Raw genomic sequence first — 19,241 nt, 5'->3', positions numbered from 1 at the left:
ACATTAAATAAACCATCCTACCTATATATTTTCGCAATTAAAACAATTAAATATCACCTCCTGACCAACGCAAGATCTTTTTATCAACAAATGGAAAATTTAGGATATAATAAAGATTTTGTTAACAAAATAGTGAATTTGAGCTAAACCAGCAGGAACTAAAAGGTACAACTACCATTCTTTGGTCAAAAAAACTCGCCGATTTCAACTTAATGCGTACAAGATTGCATCTATTCAGTACTATCGTGGTAAAAAATCTGCTCAAGACAATCCGCACATCAAAGTCAGTAAGTCTGATCTTGATGGCGGCTGTAAGCTTCTACTTCATAGTCTGCCTACCCAAACCAGCCTACGCCATGCACATCATGGAAGGCTATTTACCGCCTGGTTGGGCAATTTTTTGGTGGGTGGTAGCATTACCATTTTTTGTCTTGGGATTGCGATCGCTTTCTCGGATCACTCAAGCCACTCCTGAATTAAAATTACTTCTGGCATTAGCAGGAGCTTTTACCTTTGTGCTATCAGCATTAAAAATGCCTTCGGTAACAGGTAGCAGTTCCCATCCTACAGGTACAGGACTGGGAGCAGTGCTATTTGGACCCTTAGCGATGTCAGTATTGGGTAGTTTGGTACTGTTATTTCAAGCACTGTTACTAGCTCATGGCGGTTTGACTACACTTGGCGCTAACGCATTTTCAATGGCGATCGCCGGACCATTTGTTGCCTTTGGCATCTATCGTTTAGTGATGCAAACTGGTAGACAAAGGTTAGCAATCTTTCTCGCCTCCGCTGTAGCAGATTTAGCCACTTATTTGGTAACTTCTGTGCAACTAGCTCTAGCATTTCCGGCTGCCACAGGAGGCTTCATGGCTTCATTGATTAAATTCACCGGAATATTTGCCATTACTCAGGTACCTTTAGCCATTAGTGAAGGATTTTTGACAGTATTGGTATGGAATTGGCTTTACAACTATGGTCGCCAAGAACTAGAAATGTTACAACTCATCAAAAATGACTAATCCAAAATCCAAAATCCAAAATCCAAAATTCAATAATTGGCTATTACTGTTAGCAGTAGTCGGATTAGTAGTAGCACCGCTAGTACTAATTAAAGGTACAGAATTTGGCGGTGCAGATGGCAAAGCCGAATCGGCAATTAAAGAGATACAACCTGAATACAAACCCTGGTTTAACTCAGTAATTGAGTTACCAGGTGGGGAAGTAGAAAGTTTATTGTTTAGTGTACAAGCAGCAGCGGGGGCAGGTGTGATTGGTTATGTAATTGGTTTATACAAAGGGCGCTCCGAACGTAATGAAAATTCAGATTGACACACTAGCTTATACAAATCGCCTGCGCTGGTTACCGCCGGAACAAAAACTGCTGTTTGCTGGTGTTTTGCTGATAATTACTGCTTTTGCTCATCCTCTAGTTCAAATCATAATTGCTATGTGGATGAGTATTTGGACAGTAATATATGCAAGAATTCCCGCTAAAACGTATCTAAAATTAGTTTATGTTGCAACTTTATTCTGGGTAATTAGTTTACCAGCTTTAGTCATCAATGGCGTAGACTCCAAATTGGATTTAGGCTCTGATTCAGTAATTGGAGTTAATATAGGATATTACTACGTGTATATCAGTCACAGCGGAATTGAGCAGGGATTGACAATTTTAACGCGAGCGATCGCCTCACTTTCCTGCTTATATTTTATCATGCTAACGATACCATTCACAGAATTATTACAAACTTTACGTCGCATTGGTTTTCCCATACTTTTAATCGAGCTTTTATTGCTGATGTACCGCTTTATTTTCGTACTGTTAAACACAGCCACCGAGTTATTAACGGCACAACAAGCTCGTGGTGGCTACCGCACTTTTAAAGTGAGCATGAGAAGTTTAGCACTTTTAATTGGACAATTACTCAAGCGCATTCTAGAAAATTATCGTCAAGTCTCCTTGAGTTTAGCCGCAAGGGGTTTCAATGGAGAATTGCGATTTTGGCATCCCCATCGCTATCATCAATCCAAGCGCTATACCATAGAAGCAATTATCGGCACTGCAATATTAATAGGATTGGAATGGTGGCAGAATGCAGGAATGGTTACTAGAATTTGAGCAGGTGCATTATACTTATCCAGGAGCAAATCAATCTGCGCTCAATGGTTTAACCCTAAGAATTCCCGCTCATAAAAGATGTGCATTAATCGGTCAAAATGGTTGCGGTAAAACAACATTATTTTTATTAGCCAACGGGTTATATAAACCCCAAAAAGGTAAAGTTTATTTTAACGGTAGCCCCCTACAATATGAGCGGAACTCTCTCATGAAGTTACGTCAAAAAGTTGGGCTAATTTTTCAAGATCCAGAGCAGCAACTAGTAGCCTCTACAGTTGAAGAAGATATTTCCTACGGCTTATGTAACTTAGGTTTGGCAGATAGAGAAATTAAACAGCGAGTCGAGCAAGCTTTAATAGAATTTGGGTTAACTGAACTAGCAACTAGACCAGTACATCATCTTAGTTTAGGGCAAAAAAAGCGAGTTTCCATAGCAGATGTAATGGTACTACAACCAGAACTATTATTACTAGATGAACCAACAGCATACTTAGATAATTTACATACCCGTAACCTTATAGCTACTCTGAAGAAGATTCATAAAGCCGGGACGACAATATTAATGGCAACCCACGATCTTGATTTAGTGTATCGTTGGGCAGACTGGATATTTGTGATGGAGCGGGGACAACTCGTCTTAGAAGGAAAGCCGCAGGATGTGTTTACCCAACGCGATCACTTAGAAGAGTTACAGTTAGGAGTACCACTCATATATGAAATGTTATACGCCGATCCCATAGTCGAAGAAGGACCAGTTTTAGAAAGACTGCGACAAAGAATATTAAACCTATTTCGTTATTTTTGAATTTTTTCTTGTGGGATGGGCTTCTAGGTTATTTTTACATTTTTTCTTGTGGGATGGGCATAAGCGCCCGTCCAAATTAAAGGGCGCTCCGGATGTACACCCCACATTTAGGTGTATTTTAGGCTTGAGAAAAGCACTATATTAACCAACAAGCAAAGCTACAGGAAAATGCTTTAGTACTTCACCAATCAGCAACTTCCCATCACCTTGAACCTTTTGCTCAGTAATAGCATCTTTCCAACTAGAAGGTGCATCTGATGGTAACTCAATACTCGTATCATCCCACACTTCTTTACCAAGCGGATACTCTCCGGGCTGAATTAGCTTTGTGAAAAAGCGGGGAGCAATAGTAACAGCAAATTTATTACCATTGCTTCTAGCAAAAGCAACAACATGTTCTTTAAACTTGCCACTAACTTCAAGAGGTAAATAACTGCCTTGCTGAAAAACTTCTAGATATTCTGTTCTGGCTTTTAAAGCTTGTACAGTCAGAAACATCTTGATTCTGGCATCTTCCTTAGTCGCAAATAGTTCATCTATTAATTTGATAATATCTGTCTTAGCCTGCTCCTTAATTCCTTGAAGATAAGAGTGGCGCGTTTCAAAGTCAACTGGGCGGCGATTATCTGGATCAACTAAACTGAAATCCCATAGTTCAGTACCTTGATAAAAGTCTGGAACTCCAGGAGAAGCAATTTTCAGCAAAGTTTGTGATAGGGAGTTGAAAATACCGTAGAAAGCAACCCGTTGTTGAAACGGCACAAATTCTTTTAAGAAGGGATTATCTGGTGAAAGATCGAGAACTGATGTGACAAAATCAGTAAAGGCATCTTCATAAGTGCTATTTTGTCGCAGCCAAGCAGTGTGAACTTTCGCTTCTCTGATCGCTTTGAGTACGTATTCTTTAACACGCCCAACACAGTCAGCACGCTCGTGTTCAAAAAATGGAAATGCCCCTACTAAAGTTTGGTAGAAAAGATATTCATCGTTCCTGTCTGGCATGGCTGAACGCTTAAAAGTCTTCTTGTGCGCTCGATTAATATCATTCCATACACGGACTTGTTTTTGCCATTCCTCAGGAATTTCCGAGAGAACATTGAGCCTTGCTCTGATATCTTCACCCCGCTTGGTATCATGAGTAGAGGTAGCACTCATGGCATGGAGCCAAGCAGTTTGCCGTTTTTGATTAAACTCATGAAAATCTGAAACACTAATGCCAAAATGACCTGGTTCACCACCTACTTCGTTCAAAGAAATGAAGCGATTATAGACGTATAAAGCAGTGTCTTCAACGCCCTTCGCCATCAAAGGTCCCGTATACTGTTGCACTCTCATCACAAAGTAGAGCCACTGCTCTTTCTCAGCTTGAGTGAGATAATCATCGTATTCCAGCAACAGCAATTTTTCAATAAAGTTCAATTCATTGTTTAAGTATGGAGTATATGGTTTGGCAGCTTCAATCACTTCTTGAATGTAAGCTCTGTCTACTTCAGATATACCCGCCTCAGTTATATAAGTTCGGTAAACGGGAAAGCGGCTGAGAACTTCAGCAAGCGCTCGCTTTAAACCGTTGATTGTAAAGTCATTACCATAGCGATATTTACCTGCGATCGCCTTTAAAAGAAAAGCCAAATTATCAATATCACCAGCTAAATTTCTATCTATGATTAAGTGTTTTTTATCTGGAACTATTTGCTCAAATGGTGTCTTACTTCCTGTAAAATCAGAGTAGATTTGAGTAAATTTATCTTCATTTTCCGTTTGACAGAAAATACTATTAATATAATCTAAATAATCATACCCTGAAGTTCCTTGAACCTGCCAATGATTAGGTAAATCTTCGCCAAACTGCAAAATCTTTTCTACAGTAATGTAAGTATCACCAGTTTTTTCTTTCAACCTTTCTAAATATTGTGTAGGATCGTAAAGACCATCAATATGGTCGATCCGCAAGCCAGTAAACTTACCCTCGGACACTAACCGAAAAATCAGCGAATGAGTATGATTAAATACCTTAAACTCTTCTACCCGAACAGAAATCAACTCATTAACAGTAAAAAATCTTCTGTAATTCATCTCTTCAGCCCCTACCTTCCAGTAACAGAGGCGATAAAACTGTTCAGAAAGAAGACTCTCCAAAAGATTAAAACTCTCAGGCTTTCCCGGTTCACCATTAAACAGTTGTAAATTCTCATCAATAAAGCTTTTAACTTCGGAATTATCTGTGTAAAGTTCCCAAAGTAAACCTTTAACAAAATCTGACTGATCTCGTCTTTGATGAATCGTCAGTTCCTCCGGAATATTTTTTACCATATAGAGGATCCCAAGCAATCTGACAAAAGTCGGATGCCTTCTCCCACCTAAACTTTTAGCTAATTTACCTAAATTTTGATTCAAAAACTTAGCATAAGACTCAAGTTTAAGCGGTAACTTTAAACTATAATAATTAACACTTAATCCATTCTCATCATAGCTCAGTTGAATCTCACCATTCTCCAAACAATCTCCATAGAAATTGCCCAGCATCGCCGCCAAAATAGGTTCACGACTACCAGCAAAAGGAGAATTCCAAGCAATATCAAAGTACTCAACAAAAGTAGAATCAGGACCATATTCCAGAACATCCATCAAATACCGATTTTGACTATCATAAGCCATATGATTCGGTACAATATCCTGCAACCAACCCATATCATACTTTTTCAAATCTTCAACTAAAGCTTCAAAATCCTCCTGAGTTCCCAACTCCGGATTCAACTGAGTAGGATCAACTACATCATACCCATGAGGACTTCCCGCTCTCGCCTTGAAAATAGGAGAAGCATAAAGATCAGAAACTCCCAACTCCGCCAGATAACTTGTAATAGCCCTTGCAGCCTCAAACCTAAAAGCCGAATTAAACTGAATTCGATAAGTCGCCGTTGGAATTCGCATAAAAACCTCCACTCTTGAAATATTTTTAAGGAGAATAACTTACTCATTATTCTCCTCTTTCTTCTTGGCGCTCTTCTCCTAGCGGAGACGCTGCGCGTTCGCGTAGCGTCCCGAAGGGAAGGCGTCTTCTCGGTTCCTTAATCCCCCTAAACCTCATACAGAGCAAAACTCTGAGCTTTCAGCGTCAAAGCCTGCCCCGAACTAATACTATCCGGCAAAACAGAACCAGAACCATGCCACTTTTCATCAGCAGAATCCAAAATCTTCTTACCCCCATTACTACTAAACTTAGACTGAAAAGTAACATCAGTTAAATTAAAATTCATAATGGCAAGAATCTGACTATCATCACTCCACCTGCGCCACCAAATAACTCTCTCATCTTCTTGAAAATCAACTTCAATATTCTGGCGCTCCCGCTTCACCAAAGCCGGAATGGTATTACGCAATCGAATCAGTTCTTGATAAAAAGACCAGATAACCTGATGTTTACCTTCTTTGCGTTTTTCCCAATTCAACTTACACATTTTAAAAGTTTCTGGAGACTCAGGATCTGGTGGTTCTCCATCATAGTGAAATGCAGAAAACTCTTGTTTGCGTCCTTCTCTAACTGCCTTAATTAAATCGGGATCGGCATGACTAACAAAGTAAGTAAAAGGTGCTTCCTCAGCATATTCCTCACCCATAAACAACATTGGAATGTAAGGAGAGAGTATCACAGCACCAGCAGCTAACTTCAGCCCTTCAAAAGGTATAAGTTTAGATAATCGCTCACCCAATAGTTGATTACCTATTTGGTCATGATTTTGAATACAAACTACAAACTGATTGGGAGAGCGATCGCGTGCCGAATTACCATGAAATCTTCTCCGGTGCGGCGCATATTTCCAGTCATACACAAAAGTGTCCTGGTAAGCCTTCGCCAAATGTTCGCACTTGCCAAAATCTTGGTAATACCCAATATCATCCCCCGTCAACAAAGCATGTAGAGCATGATGAAAATCATCACTCCACTGAGCATCTATTCCATATCCTCCTAACTCAGGAGGACGAATAACTCTGACATCATTTAAATCACTTTCAGCAATCAAATAAACTTTTCGTCCTTGTTCTGTGGACAAAGAATCAACATTTTCTGCCAATTCTTCTAAAAAGTGTTTCGCGCCTAAATCGTAGATAGCATGAACAGCATCTAGGCGTAGCGCATCAATATGATGATCTCGCAGCCAGTACAAAGCATTTTCAATGAAAAAGTTACGCACATGATGGCTCAGGGCATCATCAAAGTTCATCGCACTGCCCCAAGGAGTGCGATAAGTTTGTGTAAAGTAAGGTCCAAAGTGGCTCATGTAATTGCCTTCTGGACCAAAGTGGTTATAAACCACATCAAGAATTACAGCAATACCCTCTTGATGACAAGCATCAACCAATCGTCGCAATCCAAGAGAACCCCCATAGGAGTTTTGCACAGCATACAGATAAACGCCATCATAACCCCAGTTACGATAAGCGTACTTACTCTCAGTTGGTTGATCCCCTGGAAACTGAGCGATCGGCATAATTTCAATGGCATTCACCCCTAACTCGCGTAAATCCTTTAGTCGGGGAATTATAGCTTCAAAAGTGCCTTCTGGGGTGAAAGTACCAACGTGCAGTTCATAAATAATCATTTGCTCTAAAGAAACACCAGACCAATTGCTGTCGTTCCATGTAAAGCTGTGATCGATGACTTCAGAAGCTTTATGTACACCTTCTGGTTGGAAATGCGATGCGGGATCGGGTCTAGTTTCACCGCTACTTAATTGGTAGTAGTAGAGCGTTCCGGGATGAATATCAGTAGCAGTCACTTGCCAATAGCCATCTTCGAGATGCTCCATCGGCAACTTTCGCTCTTGAGGCGAAACCACATGTACTGCTACAGCTTCTTTTTCCGGTGCCCACACCGTAAATTCACAACGACCATCACCTAAATAATGAGCGCCAATTTTCATATGCCAATCCTGATAGCTAAATGGGGAGTAGGGTAGCTTTTTAAAATACACAGCGTAGTACCACGAGCGATCGCTCTACAACTGGTACAGCTTGCTTGCCTGTGAAACGTTTCTCTTCTTGGATAAAGCGAGGTTCTTTGGTATCAATTACCACCTCCCATTCCCGATTTTCTAGTCCTGTTGGTAGACTAAACTCAATTGTTTCATAATGAGCGTTAAAGAACAGGAGAAAACTATCATCGCTAATCCGCTCACCTTTCTTACCAACACTAGGAAGCTGGTTTCCATCTAAGAACACCCCAACCGACTTAGCATAACCAACTTCCCACTGCTCGTCAGTCATCTCACCGCCATCGGGGTTGAACCAAGCAATATCACTAATGCCCTTTCCGTAGATAGCTCTGCCTTGAAACCACTTGCGCCGCCGAAATACCGGATGCTGTTGGCGGAAGTAGATTAGTTCGCGGCAAAAATTTACCAGTTCCTGATTTCCCTGTTCCAACTCCCAATCAAACCAGGAGATTTCATTATCTTGGCAATAGGCATTATTATTGCCCTTCTGAGTCCGCCCCATTTCATCTCCCCCCAGCAACATGGGGATACCTTGGGACAGCATCAGAGTTGTTAACAAGTTCCGCCGCTGTCGTTCCCGCAATTGCAGCACATTTGGGTCGTCTGTTTCACCTTCAGCACCACAATTCCAAGAGCGGTTGTGGCTTTCCCCATCCCGGTTATCTTCGCCGTTAGCCTCGTTATGTTTTTCGTTATAGCTCACAAGGTCATTCAAAGTGAAGCCATCGTGTGCCGTAATGAAGTTAACACTGGCATTAGGCTTGCGCCCATTCAGTGCATACAGGTCAGGGCTGCCGGTAAAACAGTAAGCAAATTGCCCTAAGCTTTCATCAATACCACGCCAGAAGTCCCGTGCTGTATCGCGATACCTGCCATTCCACTCTGACCAGAGAACTGGGAATTGACCAACTTGATAACCGCCATCTCCAAGATCCCAAGGTTCAGCAATCAGCTTCACATCAGCTAGTACTGGATCTTGGTGAATAATGTCAAAGAAAGCTGCCAGACTATTGACTTCGTATAGCTCTCGTGCTAAAGCCGACGCTAAGTCAAAGCGAAAGCCATCTACGTGCATTTCTAAAACCCAATACCGCAAGCTATCCATGATTAACTTCAGAACTTGCGGTTCGCGCACGTACAGAGAATTACCGCAACCTGTAAAGTCCATGTAGTAACGGCGATCGTTTTCCACTACACGGTAGTAAATGCTATTGTCGATCCCCCGCAAAGTAAGTGTGGGACCTAAATGATTTCCTTCTCCGGTGTGGTTGTAGACGACATCCAGAATGACCTCAATTCCGGCACGATGCAACGCCTTAACCATCTCTTTGAACTCAGTAACTTGCTCTCCCAATGAACCACTGGAACTGTAACCGGAGTAGGGAGCAAAATAGTTGATCGAGTCGTAGCCCCAATAATTTGTTAACCCCTTGTCAGTAAGGTGTCCTGGAAAAGCCAAAAAGTGATGCACTGGCATGAGTTCAACTGCTGTGATCCCCAGTCGCTGCAAATGCTCGATCGCCGCCGAATGCCCTAATCCTGCATAAGTACCGCGCATTTCTTCTGGGATATCAGGATGCAGCTTGGTAAAACCCTTAACGTGGGTTTCATAAATCACAGTTTCGTGCCACGGGGTGCGCAGCAACTGATCCCCGGACCAATCAAAAGACTGATCGACGACAACACTCTTTGGGATCAGATGGGCGCTATCGAGATCGGAAAAAGATAGGTCTGCTTCAGGATCTTGCCAGTTATATCCAAATATTTCTGGTCCATTACCCCGAAGATTACCATCAATCGCCTTTGCGTATGGATCGATTAGCAGTTTGTTGGGGTTGAAGCGATGTCCTTCACCAGGTGCATAGGGACCATGCACTCTAAACCCATAGCGTTGTCCTGGTCCCACTCCTGGCACATAACCGTGCCACACGAAGTTACTTACTTCAGTTAGGTTAAGACGAGTCTCTTGATCGTCTCGATCAAATAAACAAAGTTCAACACCTGTGGCATTTTCACTAAATAAAGCAAAGTTTGTACCTTTGCCATCCCAGGAGGCTCCCAGGGGATAAACGTTTCCAGGCCAGAGCGCTAAATACATAACTTAATCGCGAATCAAACTTTTAATTGTAAAAAATACTTTTACACACAGCTTTGTTAATTATTTGTCACAAATTGTTCTTTTCGAGCCTACCTTAAGGAGGATGTTGCCAGGTGTGAGAAGATGAAATTAATCACAGGTAAAACGTAGCCTGTTATACATTTTTTACTGCAACTATATTATAAGTGGGCAATGGGCAATGGGCAATGGAAAGCGTGCGCTCAAAGCGTCCTGCTTCATATGAAAATCAATTATTTCTTACCTAGCCCCATGCCCCATGCCCCATGCCCTATTTCCTAATCATTCAATTGCAGAATCAATTGAAGAGGAATATCTACCCGATCTGGGCGATAATTGAGTTCGTAGCCTAATGCGCTAATCACCTTCTCCAAAATAAAAGCATCAAGAAGTAGTTGTAATTCTGCTGATGTCTTTGGTAAAAAAGTTTCTTGCCCCTCCGTTTCTAGATAACTATTTTCTAGATAACTTTTCAGAAAAACAGTACTCACCCAAGTGTGCCAAAACTTACTCCAATTTTGCATTAAAGGAATATTTTCGGACTGAATTATCCCTCTTTCAATTTGATTGTGCAAAGCTTGAGAGACAGCATATTGAAAAGATAGTAGCATTCCTGCTACATCCCGCAGTGGCGATCGCTTCATCCGCCGTTCACTCAAACTACGAGCCGTACTACCCTCAAAATGAGTGATAATAAAATCTTTCCCCGTGTAAAGCACCTGACCTAGATGATAATCGCCATGATAACGGGTACGCTTGGCGGTAATTTTGTGGTTCAAAATTGACTGGAAACGTCCGAGAATCTCCTCTTGCTTTCTCAGTACAGCCCTTGCATGTGTTTGAGTTTTTTCTGGTAAGGAGTAAAGTTTATCTTTTAACACTAGGAACACTTGCCCTGCAAGGTTACGAGCATATTGGTAGATAGAACGTTGGTAAAGAGATGAAAAAGGTTCTGGGGCAAAATCCGGATTTTGTGTTTCCGATGCCAGTGCAATATGGAGTTCCGCCGTAGATTTACCTAACAATTGGGCGCTCACTAGGTAAGAACCAATAGTTTGGTTTGCTAATTCAGGAACATCAACACTCTGTAATTCTAACAACGTATCTAGTGTAATTGGTACTTCTGTAATCTCCGATTGTAAAGTTGTCACATTTTCAAAGTAATCCTGCAAGCTATCGAGGGTAAACTCCCAGGCATTTCGCGTTTCTGGAATATACTCTTGTAAAATCCCAATTGTCATTGGGTGAGAAGAGGATGCTCCTACTTTATTGGAGCGACGATATTCTAACGCGCCAGCAATAGCAGCAAAATGTTTTATTTGTTTTTTCTCACTTAGGAAGCGTCGGATTTCCAAATCAGGATGCAAACCCTCCTCTACCTTACGGAAAATTTTCAAGAACAAGCGATCGCCATAAACTACATAAGTATTGTTATGACTATTATTTTGTTCAATCTTCTGTACACTTGGCTCTAAGTAGGTTTCTTCTCCCCTCAACTGCCCAAACAAATCAGTAGTCGAGGTAACTAATTCCCCAGATATCCCCTTGTAAGAACCATTACTTGCTGTCGCATCTACTAAAGAGGCAAGAAAATCTTTGTCATAAGTAGCGTCATACAAAATTCCCTCTTCCATCTCAGTGCGAGCAATCACAGCTTGAGGCATTTCTGTTAAAAGGTATTGAGCCGGATCGCCTTGTGCGTATGCTAGTAGTAGTAAGTATGTTTCGGGATTGGCGCGAATATACTCCACCTGTAACCAAACAATTTGAGTTGAGGGGGAAGAACTATTGCTAGTTCCCAACTCTCTATTCCCAAACGGGATTGCTTCAACAATTTTTGTTGATTGAATTGTTTGGTTTTTGCTGCCAAACCAGCTACAAGTATACAGATAATTCGGCAGAATAGATTCCAGTTGAGAGAGGAAATTCTTTGTCTCCACAGACTCTGGTTGAGAAAAAGCGTTTTGCCAACTTCGATTGAGACTCAGTGTTGGTAGTTCCGCTTGGGGTATGAGTGGTTGAGTAAAGCTAGGTTTAAGCACTAAATTAAACCAGTAAAACCCGTAGGGGCTGAGACTGAGGAAATAAGGTGACTCTCCAATAGTGGGAAATTCTGTGTAACCAAAAATTTCTACAGGCTTTAGCTCATTGAAAGCTGACAAATCTAATTCGACTGTTTGCACAAAGCGAGATAAATTTACTACCACTAATATACGTTCATCTTCGTAAGTGCGAGTGAAGACGAGAACCTTGCGATTATTGCTTGGTAATAGCTCAAAGTCTCCTCTACCCAATGCTTGATAACGCTTCCGGGTAGCCAGTAAACGTTTCATGCTATACCATAGAGAGTTGGGATTAGCCCGTTGTGCTTCTACGTTGATTGCTTCATAGTGATATTCAGAATCGACAATCACTGGTAAATACAATCGCTGAGGGTTGGTACGACTAAAACCAGCGTTGCGATCAGAACTCCACTGCATTGGTGTACGTACACCATTGCGATCGCCTACATAAACATTATCCCCCATACCAATTTCATCCCCATAATAAAGTACAGGGGTTCCCGGCAGAGACAACAGCAAACTGTTAAGTAACTCTATCTGCCTGCGATCATTACCCAACAAAGGTGCTAACCTACGACGAATGCCCAAATTAACCCTCATCACCGGATCTTGTGCATACACCTTCCACATATAATCCCGATCTTCATCTGTCACCATTTCTAAGGTGAGTTCATCATGGTTACGCAAGAACAAACCCCACTGACAGTTATCGGGAATAGCTGGAGTCTGCTTGAGAATATCAATAATCGGGAAATTATCTTCCATCCGCAGTGCCATAAATAAACGCGGCATCAGCGGAAAATGAAAGTTCATCTGGCACTCATCCCCATTCCCATAATACTGGGCAGCATCCTCAGGCCATTGATTCGCCTCAGCTAGCAGCATTCGGTTGGGATATTTTTCGTCTACATGCGCTCTCAGCCGCTTCAAGAAAGCGTGGGTTTCTGGTAGATTCTCACAGTTAGTTCCTTCGCGTTCGTAAAGATAAGGTACAGCATCGAGACGAAACCCGTCTACACCCAAATCCATCCAAAACTTAAGTACCTCGAATACTGCCTCACGTACTGCGGGATTATCGTAGTTTAAATCTGGCTGATGATAGTAGAAGCGATGCCAGTAATATGCTTTGGCTAGAGGATCCCAAGTCCAGTTAGAAGACTCAAAATCTTGGAAAATAATTCGTGCTTCTTGGTATTTTTCTGGAGTATCGCTCCAAACGTAAAAATCTCTTTCTGAACTACCCTTAGGTGCGCGACGTGCTCTTTGAAACCACGGATGTTGATCTGATGTATGGTTGATAATTAACTCAATAATGACGCGAATCCCACGCTGATGAGCAGCAGCTAAGAACTCTTTAAAATCTTCCAATGTGCCATAAATTGGATTGACACTGGTATAATCGGCAATATCGTAACCATCATCTCTCAGTGGTGAAGGAAAAAACGGTAGTACCCAAACGGCGGTAACACCTAAGTCTTTCAAGTAATCTAGTTTTTCTGTCAACCCTCTAAAGTCACCAATCCCATCACCATTACTGTCAGCAAAGGCGCGAACAGGCACTTCATAGATAATTGCGTTCTTATACCACAATGGATCATCTTTCAAAAATGAGTTTTGCATATTGTTTCACCGTTTTTGAGAGAGAAAGTACGCCTTGACGAAGGTAAAGGCTGATAGCTCAAGTCAGAGTTACGCTGACTGAAAGACTTAACCCCAGAGTTTATTTCTTGGGCGATAAAGATTATGGTGCAAGATCTGAGTTGTGCAATTTAGGTTTATGTCTATCTATAAAAAATTAACTTTTTGCAATTAAGTTAGTCAAGGCAACAGTAATCTAGATTAATAAAATACGGAACAATTCACAATCTAACTTAGGTAATAACAATATTTATACTGATTTTTTAAGTTAAAAAACATCATCACAACCAAGACATCCTCTAATTGGAAACCTATATTATCCTTGAAATCAGGTTATTTGAATATTAACCTTTGTTATTATAAAGTTAACTAGTAACTAACTCTTGAGAATTATATCCAAAGAAATACTAACAACGATTTAATTAAACAATAGCAAATAATCCCCTATAGGGGCATTGCAAAGTATAATGAGATTTTGTTTTTTTAAAAAAATACCTTAGTTATATAAAAAACTCTGTTTAATTCAAGTACATCTAAAAATAGAGACACTTATATGCATATTCCTGATGGCTTTGTTTCAGTGCCCGTAGCAGCAGCTACTAGTGTGGCAAGTGTTGCAGCACTTGGGATTGCTTTGGGGCGGAGTCAAAATGCCTTTGGTATCCGACGCGCCCCTGTGTTGGGGTTAACAACCGCATTTATTTTTGCCGCGCAGATGATTAATTTTCCTGTAGCAGGGGGTACGAGCGGACATTTATTAGGGGGAACTTTAGCAGCAATTATCTTAGGCAGCCCTTGGGCAGGTACGTTATGTATAGCAACAGTTTTAATTATTCAAGCTGTTTTATTTGCTGATGGTGGAATTACTGCTTTGGGAGCAAATATTTTTAACATGGGAGTAATCGGGGTTTGGGTAGGCTGGATTTTAACCCAAACTTTACAACGACTACTAGGCGGAGCTAGAGGGCGCTTACCCTTGGCAGCAGGTATTGCAGCAGGTATAAGTGTAGTAGTAGCAGCGATCGCTTGTGCCATTGAGTTAGTTCTTTCTGGTACAGCCCCATCACTAATAGTTTTACCAGCGATGACAGGTGTACATATTCTCATCGGCATCGGTGAAGGTTTAATTACAGGGAGTGTACTGACTTATCTTGCTACAGTAAGACCAGATTTACTACCAGGAGAACAGCAGCAGTTCAAAGGGTGGTTAGTGCCAGTAGTCAGTATTTTTTTAATTGCGGGTGTGTTATCATTAGCAGCGTCAGCATGGCCTGATGGCTTAGAAAAAGTAGCAGAAGATTTGGGCTTTATCAAATTGTCAGAGAATGTACGTGTACCAGTGCCAACCCCCCTAGCAGACTACGGAATAGAAGGGTTGGGAGCCATCGGCACAAGTATCGCCGGAATTATCGGGGCGGTAGTATGTTTTGGTGTTGCCTTTGCCATTGCACAATTAGTCAAACCCAAAAATGCCTAAAATTTCTCTACCGTTACGCTTGCAGTTGTCCTTGGTAATTGTGGTAGGGGCAGCCTTACTCAAGCAAAATGCTTGGTTATATCTAGGAGTATATGGCGCGATCGCACTGGCGTGGTCTTTTTTTCTGCGCACACCAATCCGCCGACTGACAGGATTACTAGGAGTAGAATTAATCTTTCTCTCGGTACTAGCCTTACCTTTGGGATGGGAGAAAGCAAGTTTTTTGCTCATTCGCTCCCTGATTTGCCTCATCACAATGAATAGCTTTTTATTAACCTTGCCACCTCATAGTTTCGGCATTGCCCTGAAAAGCTTACCCGTACCTCCAGCTTTAAAAGAAAATTTACTTTTAACTGGACAGTATCTAGAAATTTTACTAGGAGAAGTGACACGAATGCAGCGTAGCGCTCAACTACGAGGATTGAGTGGTACTGGTGGGTGGTTGCGCTACACCAGTGCAGCTATGATTGGAGCCTTATATCTCCGTAGTTTAGAAAGAGCAGAACGAGTCTATGCCGCAATGATAGTACGTGGTTACAACGGACAACTACCAGTAGACGCTACATTAAGCTCAAAAGAGCGCTTTACCGTTATTGCAGTAAGTGCGATCGCTCTTTGTTTAACTATAGCCTCTTATACTTTGGCTAATGGCTAATGGCTGATGGAAGACTACCACTTAACAATTAGCAATTAACAATTAACAATTAACAAAATGCCACAACCAGCCCTTCAGGTGCAAAACCTAGTGTATGCCTACTCAAATCAACAGCCAGTTTTACAAGATATAACATTTACCTTAAATGTAGGCGATCGCGTGGGGTTAATGGGAGCCACTGGTTCAGGTAAAAGCACTTTGTTAGAAAACTTAATTGGCTTAAAACAACCGCTTTCAGGTAAAATTTGGATTTCGGGCATCCCTGTAGAATCCAAAACCCTACCTCAGGTGCGTCGTAACATCGGTTTTGCTTTCCAAGATGCTAACGACCAACTATTTATGCCTACTATATTAGAAGATGTTACCTTTGGACCACGCAATTACGGTGTACCACCAGCAGTAGCCATTGACAAAGCACGACAGTTGCTAGCAGATTTTGGTTTAGAAGCTTACGCCAACCGTTCCGCTCACGAACTTTCAGGAGGACAAAGACGCCTTGCCGCTTTAGCTTCAATTTTAGCATTAGAGCCGTCCATTCTCATTCTTGACGAGCCAACCAACGGTCTTGATCCTGCATGGCGGCGTCATTTGGCAAAGGTTTTGTTAAGATTGCCAGTACAAGTAATGTTAATCGCCTCTCATGACTTGCATTGGTTAAGCAAAGTTACCCAAAGAGGGTTAGTACTTTCTCATGGTCGTATTGAAATAGATAGCGAAATTCACCCACTTTTACAAGATGCTGATACTCTAGATAGATTAGGTTTACCTGTGGATTGGTAAGTTTACAGAGTATTTGGATCTACCCCCATTTCTCGTAACCGAGATGCAAGAAGTTCAGCACGTTGACGTTCTCGCTGAGCCTCCTGTTGAGCTTGCTGAGCCTCCTGTTGAGCTTGCTGAGCCTCTTGTTGAGCTTGCTGAGCCTCTTGTTGAGCTTGCTGAGCTTTAGCTTGTGCTGCTTCCTCTGGTAATAAAACTAGATTGCCTTCACCATCATAAAAGCGCAACCACAATGCTGTTTCTCGATCAATTGTACCCTGCCAGGTTCCTAACCACAAACCCAAAGACTGACACCACAGCCAACCCTGCTCGTTTAGTTCTAAGGGTTGATAGCCAGAGGAAAGATCCAAATGCCACCCTTGCAAGGAGTCTGGATTAAAAGGATCGTAGACAAAGTAATCTGGCGTTCGGAACACTTGCTCGTAAATATCCTTCTTTTTTCCCTTGTCAAAAACAGCTGTGGACGGTGATAACAGTTCTACTATGACGTCTGGGTAACGTCCATCTTCTTCCCAAATAACCCAGCCCAGTCTTTCCTTTGTGCCATCGACGTTTAATGCCACAAAGAAATCTGGTCCTTTGAAGTCACGGTTTCGAGCTTGGGTGCTGCTGTAGTAAACAAACATATTGCCACTTGTGAAAAAGTCATTGCGATCAGCATACGCTTGCAGCATAGACCGAATCAGAACGTTCATGGCAATACGGTGGCGATTGCTTTCCAACGGTTCTCCGTCATCAAAAATTAAATCTGTGGGAGGCATGGGGGGTTCCCATTCCAAATCCTCTGCGATTTGGGGGTTTGTAGCCATAGTCACATCAACTGACATAACACCCGCTCCCTACTTCTTTTGGCTATGAGTAGATTTGATTATAGCTCGTAATGGTTCTCTTGGCAGCACCGTAAATTTTGCTTCTCACTTTTACATTGGTAATCCCCGCAATTATTACTGAATAATCATCAAAACTACCGAATCTTTGGGTACTATAGTTTGGGTTTGATTATTGGTGGGTGTTGATGTTTGTGTCACATAAATACATCGTTATTAATTTAGTTAGCATAAGTGTTGCTGTAACGCTTGCTGCTTGCAGTGAAAGCAAAGTATCTCAGTGTGAGCGTTTGATTCAGGCAGTTAACAAAGGAACCGGGTTGATCGACAAAAGTAAAGGTAACCAGGTGACAACAAGCTTGAAACTTGCTCAAGACTTGCAAGCTGTTACTAAAGAAATAAAGGAGATGAACTTAAAAGATCCAAAATTACAAGAATTTCAAACAAGTTTTGTCAAAGTGTTTGAGATTTTCAACCAATCCATTGCAGAAGCTGCTAAAGCTCTCAACTCAACTAAGACAGCAGATTCCTCATCAAATGTAGGTAAAGCAGCAATCCAAAAGGCTAGAGGAGACATTGATACAACGCTCACTAAAGCCCAAACTGCTGCTAAGCAGTCAGATAAACTGGCATCTGGGATGAATAATTACTGTAAGCAGCAGTAGCGATCGCTTGCTCGTTTGTAGTAAGGGCTTTAGCCCTTTAATTAATGCTCATTAGCTTATTACACCCGCGCTCATAAAGAGGAGAAAAGTGTGTCCCAATCAATCAGTGATGGTCTTTGTCCCTGGTTTACCAGTTCAAAAACTTTCCGTTCACAATGATTGTTCCCAATGCATTCCACACAAGCGGCTGCCACGTCAATACGGCTGGTATCACCGAATAGTGTATCACCCGTGCCCAGTACTACACCAAACTTGCCTCCTGTTGTTGCCCTCAGTAAAGTATTGAGATCGTATGAAGTATAAGGACCGTCGATAAGGCGTCCTGGGCGGATAATTGTGTAAGGCAATCCTGAACTGATAATTGCTTCCTCACCCTTGTGCTTGGCATCAAGCACGCCGAATGCATTGAGAATGCTAAAAAGAAACTTGTCCTTACGTTGTATTCCGCAAGAAGATACGAAAACAAAACGCTTCAGATCAGGTGGTGCTGCCGCTACTAAGTTGCTAACACCTTGTGCATCAACCTTTGCTGGACTATTCTTTGCCTTTGCTTCACTATATTTGGGGTCAACAAACAGCTGCACCCATTCAATTAAGTTAGGGGCTGGGTCAAACTCCCACCTTTGAGAGGGAAAGGCAGTAGTACCAGTAGCACATATAATGTAAGTCACATTCTGCACTGCTGCTGGGAGTGTATTCGGCTCGCGGATGTCACCAACGGCGATTTCCACTCTGTCATTAAACATCCTTTGAGCTTTTGCAGTATTGCGAGTCAAAATACGAACTTTAAAGCCAATATTTAGCAGATCGCTTACCACAAGCTGCCCCACTCCACCAGTCGCGCCAGCAACTAACACCAAATCTTCAACTGATACTTCCATAGAAGTCATAACGATACCTAAGTAGGTAGGCGTAAATAAAAGTTTGTAGTACGGGCTTCAGCCCTTATAACCTACGCTCAGAGCGCTTAAGCGCGGAACGTTGAACGTAGAATTTATTTTATATTTAATTTTACCTACTTAAGTTTCAAAGTTTGAAGCAGTTTTCCACCAACCATGCAGAGGATGACTTTAAGAGATAGTTAGGTGGGTAATTAACG

At 41.8% G+C, this 19,241-nt stretch carries 14 protein-coding genes; 8 read left to right on the top strand and 6 right to left on the bottom strand.

What is annotated here, in order from left to right:
* Window positions 1-302: 302 nt before the first annotated feature.
* From ICL16_RS42835 to ICL16_RS42820, 4 genes are read left to right on the top strand one after another with little or no spacing between them, the layout of a single operon-like run.
* On the top strand, window positions 303-1,019 hold the full coding sequence (locus ICL16_RS42835) for an energy-coupling factor ABC transporter permease (protein WP_190838536.1): 717 nt from the start codon (window positions 303-305) through the stop codon (window positions 1,017-1,019).
* On the top strand, window positions 1,012-1,329 hold the full coding sequence (locus ICL16_RS42830; protein WP_190838499.1) for an energy-coupling factor ABC transporter substrate-binding protein: 318 nt from the start codon (window positions 1,012-1,014) through the stop codon (window positions 1,327-1,329). The genes ICL16_RS42835 and ICL16_RS42830 overlap by 8 nt, the downstream gene beginning before the upstream one ends.
* Window positions 1,313-2,119, top strand: coding sequence for a cobalt ECF transporter T component CbiQ (gene cbiQ, locus ICL16_RS42825; RefSeq protein WP_190838497.1), 807 nt, complete (start codon window positions 1,313-1,315; stop codon window positions 2,117-2,119). The genes ICL16_RS42830 and cbiQ overlap by 17 nt, the downstream gene beginning before the upstream one ends.
* A complete protein-coding gene (locus tag ICL16_RS42820) occupies window positions 2,094-2,924 on the top strand; it encodes an energy-coupling factor ABC transporter ATP-binding protein (RefSeq protein WP_190838495.1) in 831 nt (276 codons plus the stop codon). The genes cbiQ and ICL16_RS42820 overlap by 26 nt, the downstream gene beginning before the upstream one ends.
* 141 nt (window positions 2,925-3,065) lie before the next feature.
* On the opposite strand, the gene treY is transcribed toward ICL16_RS42820, so the two are convergent.
* From treY to treS, 4 genes are all read right to left on the bottom strand, one after another.
* Entirely contained in the window at window positions 3,066-5,858 is a 2,793-nt protein-coding gene (gene treY, locus ICL16_RS42815) for a malto-oligosyltrehalose synthase (protein WP_190838493.1), read from the bottom strand.
* Between the two features lie 146 nt (window positions 5,859-6,004).
* Entirely contained in the window at window positions 6,005-7,849 is a 1,845-nt protein-coding gene (gene treZ, locus ICL16_RS42810) for a malto-oligosyltrehalose trehalohydrolase (RefSeq protein WP_190838491.1), read from the bottom strand.
* Between the two features lie 40 nt (window positions 7,850-7,889).
* Entirely contained in the window at window positions 7,890-10,019 is a 2,130-nt protein-coding gene (gene glgX, locus ICL16_RS42805; RefSeq protein ID WP_190838489.1) for a glycogen debranching protein GlgX, read from the bottom strand.
* A 296-nt stretch (window positions 10,020-10,315) separates the two neighbouring features.
* Entirely contained in the window at window positions 10,316-13,720 is a 3,405-nt protein-coding gene (treS, locus tag ICL16_RS42800) for a maltose alpha-D-glucosyltransferase (RefSeq protein WP_190838487.1), read from the bottom strand.
* A 571-nt stretch (window positions 13,721-14,291) separates the two neighbouring features.
* On the opposite strand from treS, the gene ICL16_RS42795 reads away from it, so the two are divergent.
* Genes ICL16_RS42795 through ICL16_RS42785 form a run of 3 tightly spaced genes read left to right on the top strand, consistent with a single transcriptional unit; the run spans window position 14,292 to window position 16,650 of the window.
* On the top strand, window positions 14,292-15,215 hold the full coding sequence (locus ICL16_RS42795; protein ID WP_190838485.1) for an energy-coupling factor ABC transporter permease: 924 nt from the start codon (window positions 14,292-14,294) through the stop codon (window positions 15,213-15,215).
* Window positions 15,208-15,870 (top strand): energy-coupling factor transporter transmembrane component T family protein, encoded by a 663-nt coding sequence (locus tag ICL16_RS42790; protein WP_190838484.1) that lies wholly within the window; start codon window positions 15,208-15,210, stop codon window positions 15,868-15,870. The genes ICL16_RS42795 and ICL16_RS42790 overlap by 8 nt, the downstream gene beginning before the upstream one ends.
* 57 nt (window positions 15,871-15,927) lie before the next feature.
* Entirely contained in the window at window positions 15,928-16,650 is a 723-nt protein-coding gene (locus tag ICL16_RS42785) for an energy-coupling factor ABC transporter ATP-binding protein (RefSeq protein WP_190838481.1), read from the top strand.
* Window positions 16,651-16,652: 2 nt separating this feature from the next.
* Here the strand turns inward: ICL16_RS42785 and ICL16_RS42780 are convergent, their stop codons facing one another.
* On the bottom strand, window positions 16,653-17,477 hold the full coding sequence (locus tag ICL16_RS42780; protein ID WP_190838479.1) for a Uma2 family endonuclease: 825 nt from the start codon (window positions 17,475-17,477) through the stop codon (window positions 16,653-16,655).
* 188 nt (window positions 17,478-17,665) lie between these two features.
* On the opposite strand from ICL16_RS42780, the gene ICL16_RS42775 reads away from it, so the two are divergent.
* Window positions 17,666-18,142: a hypothetical protein gene (locus tag ICL16_RS42775; RefSeq protein ID WP_190838476.1), complete on the top strand. Its 477-nt coding sequence runs from the start codon at window positions 17,666-17,668 to the stop codon at window positions 18,140-18,142.
* A gap of 71 nt (window positions 18,143-18,213) precedes the next feature.
* On the opposite strand, the gene ICL16_RS42770 is transcribed toward ICL16_RS42775, so the two are convergent.
* Window positions 18,214-19,032, bottom strand: coding sequence for an SDR family oxidoreductase (locus ICL16_RS42770; RefSeq protein ID WP_190838474.1), 819 nt, complete (start codon window positions 19,030-19,032; stop codon window positions 18,214-18,216).
* Window positions 19,033-19,241 lie beyond the last annotated feature (209 nt).

This window comes from Iningainema tapete BLCC-T55 (assembly GCF_014698965.1).
Lineage (GTDB): Bacteria > Cyanobacteriota > Cyanobacteriia > Cyanobacteriales > Nostocaceae > Iningainema > Iningainema tapete.
The sequence above is the reverse complement of the archived record's forward strand: the minus strand, read 5'-3'. Positions and strand labels throughout refer to the sequence as shown.

What these genes read in the sequence shown, in the direction of transcription:
- ICL16_RS42835 (WP_190838536.1), top strand. Translation starts at nt 303, where the DNA reads ATGGCGGCTGTAAGCTTCTACTTCATAGTCTGCCTACCCAAACCAGCC.
- ICL16_RS42830 (WP_190838499.1), top strand. Translation starts at nt 1,012, where the DNA reads ATGACTAATCCAAAATCCAAAATCCAAAATCCAAAATTCAATAATTGG.
- cbiQ (WP_190838497.1), top strand. Translation starts at nt 1,313, where the DNA reads ATGAAAATTCAGATTGACACACTAGCTTATACAAATCGCCTGCGCTGG.
- ICL16_RS42820 (WP_190838495.1), top strand. Translation starts at nt 2,094, where the DNA reads ATGCAGGAATGGTTACTAGAATTTGAGCAGGTGCATTATACTTATCCA.
- treY (WP_190838493.1), bottom strand. Translation starts at nt 5,858, where the DNA reads ATGCGAATTCCAACGGCGACTTATCGAATTCAGTTTAATTCGGCTTTT.
- treZ (WP_190838491.1), bottom strand. Translation starts at nt 7,849, where the DNA reads ATGAAAATTGGCGCTCATTATTTAGGTGATGGTCGTTGTGAATTTACG.
- glgX (WP_190838489.1), bottom strand. Translation starts at nt 10,019, where the DNA reads ATGTATTTAGCGCTCTGGCCTGGAAACGTTTATCCCCTGGGAGCCTCC.
- treS (WP_190838487.1), bottom strand. Translation starts at nt 13,720, where the DNA reads ATGCAAAACTCATTTTTGAAAGATGATCCATTGTGGTATAAGAACGCA.
- ICL16_RS42795 (WP_190838485.1), top strand. Translation starts at nt 14,292, where the DNA reads ATGCATATTCCTGATGGCTTTGTTTCAGTGCCCGTAGCAGCAGCTACT.
- ICL16_RS42790 (WP_190838484.1), top strand. Translation starts at nt 15,208, where the DNA reads ATGCCTAAAATTTCTCTACCGTTACGCTTGCAGTTGTCCTTGGTAATT.
- ICL16_RS42785 (WP_190838481.1), top strand. Translation starts at nt 15,928, where the DNA reads ATGCCACAACCAGCCCTTCAGGTGCAAAACCTAGTGTATGCCTACTCA.
- ICL16_RS42780 (WP_190838479.1), bottom strand. Translation starts at nt 17,477, where the DNA reads ATGTCAGTTGATGTGACTATGGCTACAAACCCCCAAATCGCAGAGGAT.
- ICL16_RS42775 (WP_190838476.1), top strand. Translation starts at nt 17,666, where the DNA reads ATGTTTGTGTCACATAAATACATCGTTATTAATTTAGTTAGCATAAGT.
- ICL16_RS42770 (WP_190838474.1), bottom strand. Translation starts at nt 19,032, where the DNA reads ATGACTTCTATGGAAGTATCAGTTGAAGATTTGGTGTTAGTTGCTGGC.